Below are 4210 nucleotides of genomic sequence, written 5' to 3' on the forward strand. Positions count from 1 at the left end.
GTCTGCAGCCCGTCGGGAAGCCCGGTGACAACGCCGTCGAAGCACGCCAGCCGGCACGCCGCCATCAGATCGGGCACCGGGCCGAACAGCTCCAGGTTCTCCCGCACGGTGCCGGGGATCAGCACGGGCCGCTGGGCCAGCCATCCGATCTTCGACCACCATTGCTGCAGATCCAGTTCGGCCACATCAACACCGTTGACCCGCACGCCTCCCGCGGGTTCCAGCCCGAGGATCCCCTGCAGCAGAGTGGTCTTGCCGATCCCGTTCGGACCGGTCAGCACCGTCACCCGGCCGGGCCGCACCGCCCGATCGTCGATCTGCACCGTCACCGGCGCCACCACGATTTGTGTGCCCTTCGGCGCCGGGGCAGCCGCGTCGATGAACCGGAATGCGGCCTCCACCGCTGTTTTTCCGTCCTGTGCGGAGTGAAACGCCGCACCCACGCGGCGCAGCGGCCAGAAGACCTCCGGCGCGAGCAGCAGCGCGGTCAGGCCCGCCACCAAGGTCATCTCGCCGTACACCAGTCGCATGCCGACGCTGACCGCCACCAGCGCGACCCCGAGGGTCGCGAGAAGTTCGAGCACCAGCGCCGACAGGAAGGCGATCCGCATCGTCGCCATCGCCGAACGCCGATGCGCCTCACCGAGTTCGGCGATGCGGGCGACCGACCCCTGGGCGCGTCCGAGTGCGCGCAGCGTGGCCAGCCCGGCCACCAGGTCGAGCAGTCGGGACTGCAGCGTCGACATCGCGGTCAACGCCGCCGCGGACCTCTCCGCGGTCGCCAGGCCGATCAGCACCATGAAGATCGGGATCAGCGGCAGCGCAATCAGCACGATCACCGCCGACTGCCAGTCATACAGTGCGATCACCGCAGCGGTGGCCGGTGTCAGGATCGCGGCGAGGAACAGCGACGGCAGATATGTCGTGAAATACAACCGCAATCCGTCCAGCCCGCGGGTCACGACGACGGCGGCATCGTCACGGCGGCGCGCGAGCTCACGCGGCGGCATTGCGGTGGCGATGGTCAGCACCTGGTCGGTCAGGTCGGCGATCACCGAGCTGGCGCCGTGCTGCGCGAGCCTGCCCTGCACCCACTGGATCAGGGTGCGAACCGTCCACAGCGCCGAAAGGACGACGATGGAGCCGAGGTGCTGGTCGAGCCCACGTGAGGCGGGGTCGGTGATGACCCGGGCGACGATGCCGGCGAGCACCACCGCCGACGAAATGGTGCACGCCGCGGTCAGCACGCCGCACACCGTGGTGGCGACCAGAAAACGACGCATCGCGCCGGAGACCCGCCAGAGCCGCGGGTCGATGGGGGCGCGCGTGTTCTCTGTCAGGACCGGCGCCTCGACAATCCGATGGAAGCCGGTATGCCGTCGGCGCTGATCCGCTTGCGGAACACCCAGTAAGACCATGCCTGGTAACCGATCACCAGAGGGAGCAGGGCCAGCGACGCCCAGGTCATGATGCGCAACGTGTACGGGGTCGACGAGCCGTTCTCGATGGTGACGTTCCAGTCGGGGTTCAGCGTCGAGGGCAACAGGTTCGGGTACATCGAGCCGAAGATCAGCACCGCCACCGCGGCGATGACGAGCACCATCGACGCGAAGGCCCAGCCTTCCCTGGTGCCGCGCCACACCAGGGCCACCGACGCCAGCAACGCCAGCACCGCGACCCCCAGCGCCAGCCACGTCCACGACTTGCCGTAGTCGAGCTGGGTCCACAGCCCGAACGCGCCGGCGAGCACGATCGCCGGGATGGACAACCCGCGGCCGAATCGCAAGGCATCGTCGCGAAGGACACCGGAGGTCTTCAACGCGATGAACACCGATCCGTAGAACGCGAACAACGAGGCGGTGGCGAGTCCACCGAGCAGCGTGTACGGGCTGAGCACGTCACCGACACCGGCGAGGGACTGTCCGTCGGCGTCGATGGGAAGGCCGCGCAACAGGATCGCGAACGCGACCCCCCACAGGATGGCGGGCAGCCACGAACCCAGTGCGATGCCGATGTCAGCCCACCGCCGCCACTGCGGATCGTTGATCTTGCCCCGCCACTCGATTCCGACGATCCGCAGGATCATGCCGAAAAGGATTGCCAGCAATGGAAGATACAGCGCCGAGAACAGCGTGGCGTACCAGTTGGGGAACGCTGCGAACATCGCGGCGCCGGCGGTGATCAGCCACACTTCGTTGGCGTCCCAGACGGGTCCGATGGTGTTGAGTATCGCGCGCCGGCGGTCGTCGGGATCACCTTCACCGCTCGAACCCAGGGGTGCCATCAACATGCCCACCCCGAAGTCGAACCCCTCGAGCACCAGGAAGCCGAGGAACATCACGGCGATCAGATAGAACCACAGTTCGTGAAGTGGCATCGATCTCTCCTAGTAGGCGAACGACAACGGCGCGACGTCGTCCTTGTCGGGCGGTGTCGGCGGGGCGGGCTCTGAGTCGTGTTCCTGCGGACCTTCGGTGACGTATCGACGCATCAGGTAGAACCACACCACCGCCAGCGCGCCGTAGAGCAGCGTGAAGACCCCGAGCGAGAACAGCACTGTCCCGGCGGCGTTGTTGGACACGCCTTCCTGCACCGTCATTCGCACCATCTGGTCACCTGTCGGGTTGGGCACCACCACCCACGGCTGACGGCCCATCTCGGTGAAGATCCAGCCCGCGGAGCTCGCGAGGAACGGTGTCGGGATGGTGAGGATGCCCAACGTGCCGTACCACCGCTGGTCGGGTATCCGGCCCCGCCGGGTGAGCCACAGCGTCAACAGCGCGAATGCCACGGGAACCAGCAGTAGTCCGATCATCGCCCGGAACGCCCAGTAGGTGACGAACAGGTTGGGCCGGTAGTTCCCCGGTCCGAATTGCTGCTCTGCCTGCTGCTGGAGGTCCTCGACTCCTTCCAGGGTGACCCCAGAGAATTTGCTCTCGGCCAAGAACGGCAGTACGTAGGGCACCTCGATGACTCGGGTGATGCTGTCACAGTTGTTGTGCGTGCCCACGGTCAGGATCGAGAAATCGGGGTCGGTTTCTGTGTGGCACAACGATTCCGCGGACGCCATCTTCATCGGCTGCTGAACGAACATCAGTTTGCCCTGCACGTCTCCGGTGGCCAGCAGGCTGATCGCGGCGAACAACGCGACGACGCTGCCGAGGATCGCCGCAGGGCGGTACATGGTTTGCGCCTCGACCCCCTCTCCGGCCGGGGACCGGACCATCAGCCACGCGCAGACCCCCGCCACGAACGCGCCGGCGGTCAGCAGCGAAGCCCCGATCACGTGGAGGAACGCCCAGATTGCGGTGTTGTTCGTCAGCAGCGCACCGAAGTCGACGAGCTCGGCCCGACCGGACTCCGGATTGAATCTGGCGCCGACGGGATGCTGCATGAACGAGTTCGCGGCGATGATGAAGAACGCCGACGCATTCACGCCGAACGCGACGATCCAGATGCATGCCAGGTGCACCAGCCGCGGAAGCCGACTCCACCCGAAGATCCACAACCCGATGAAGGTGGACTCGAAGAAGAACGCGATCAGACCTTCGAAGGCCAGTGGCGCTCCGAAGATGTCACCGACGAACCGGGAGTACTCGCTCCAGTTCATGCCGAACTGGAACTCCTGCACGATGCCGGTGGCCACCCCGATCGCGAAGTTGATCAGGAACAGCTTCCCGAAGAACCGGGTCAACCGGTACCAGGCCGGGTTTCCGGTGGCCACCCACACCGTCTGCATGACCGCGATGAGAGGGGCCAGCCCGATCGTGAGCGGAACGAAGATGAAGTGATAGACGGTGGTGATACCGAACTGCCATCGAGACACGTCCAGTGCGTCCATGCGCCACTCCCAGGGCTCTACCGATCCATCTACTACGTCTACGACAGAGTGTAGTAGCTATTCCGGCCAGCGGCGCTAGGGGCTTTTGGCCTCTTTATTCAGGCGATGAAGCCGCAACTTCTTCTTTCGGTTCCATCGGCCCGTCCGGTCGGCCCGAACCGGTCATCTTCTTGCTCGCCGCGCGGATGCCGAAGGCCGAGACCACCTCGAACACGCCGATCACGATGAGCCAGATGCCGACGACCATGGTCAGCGTCGCCAGCGACTCGAACGGCGAGGCCAGCAGGATCACCCCGGCGATCAGACTGATCACGCCGATGAAGACCTCCCACCAACGGCCGGGGAGGGTGGGATCGCTGATCGCCGACA

At 65.8% G+C, this 4210-nt stretch carries 4 protein-coding genes; all 4 read right to left on the bottom strand.

Features of this window, described 5'->3' with window-relative positions:
- Window positions 1-1283, bottom strand: a 1283-nt coding sequence (locus WA944_RS09690; protein WP_526646824.1) for an ABC transporter ATP-binding protein/permease, incomplete at its 3' end; no start/stop codon positions are given.
- A gap of 53 nt (window positions 1284-1336) precedes the next feature.
- Window positions 1337-2377 (bottom strand): cytochrome d ubiquinol oxidase subunit II, encoded by a 1041-nt coding sequence (cydB, locus tag WA944_RS09695; RefSeq protein WP_526373319.1) that lies wholly within the window; start codon window positions 2375-2377, stop codon window positions 1337-1339.
- Between the two features lie 9 nt (window positions 2378-2386).
- Window positions 2387-3841, bottom strand: a complete 1455-nt coding sequence (locus WA944_RS09700; RefSeq protein WP_526646826.1) for a cytochrome ubiquinol oxidase subunit I — start codon at window positions 3839-3841, stop codon at window positions 2387-2389.
- A 94-nt stretch (window positions 3842-3935) separates the two neighbouring features.
- The coding region (locus tag WA944_RS09705) for an HdeD family acid-resistance protein (protein WP_526646828.1) at window positions 3936-4210 on the bottom strand (275 nt) is incomplete at its 5' end.

This window comes from Mycobacterium sp. (assembly GCF_049683355.1).
GTDB lineage: Bacteria > Actinomycetota > Actinomycetes > Mycobacteriales > Mycobacteriaceae > Mycobacterium.

What these genes read in the sequence shown, in the direction of transcription:
- cydB (WP_526373319.1), bottom strand. Translation starts at nt 2,377, where the DNA reads ATGCCACTTCACGAACTGTGGTTCTATCTGATCGCCGTGATGTTCCTC.
- WA944_RS09700 (WP_526646826.1), bottom strand. Translation starts at nt 3,841, where the DNA reads ATGGACGCACTGGACGTGTCTCGATGGCAGTTCGGTATCACCACCGTC.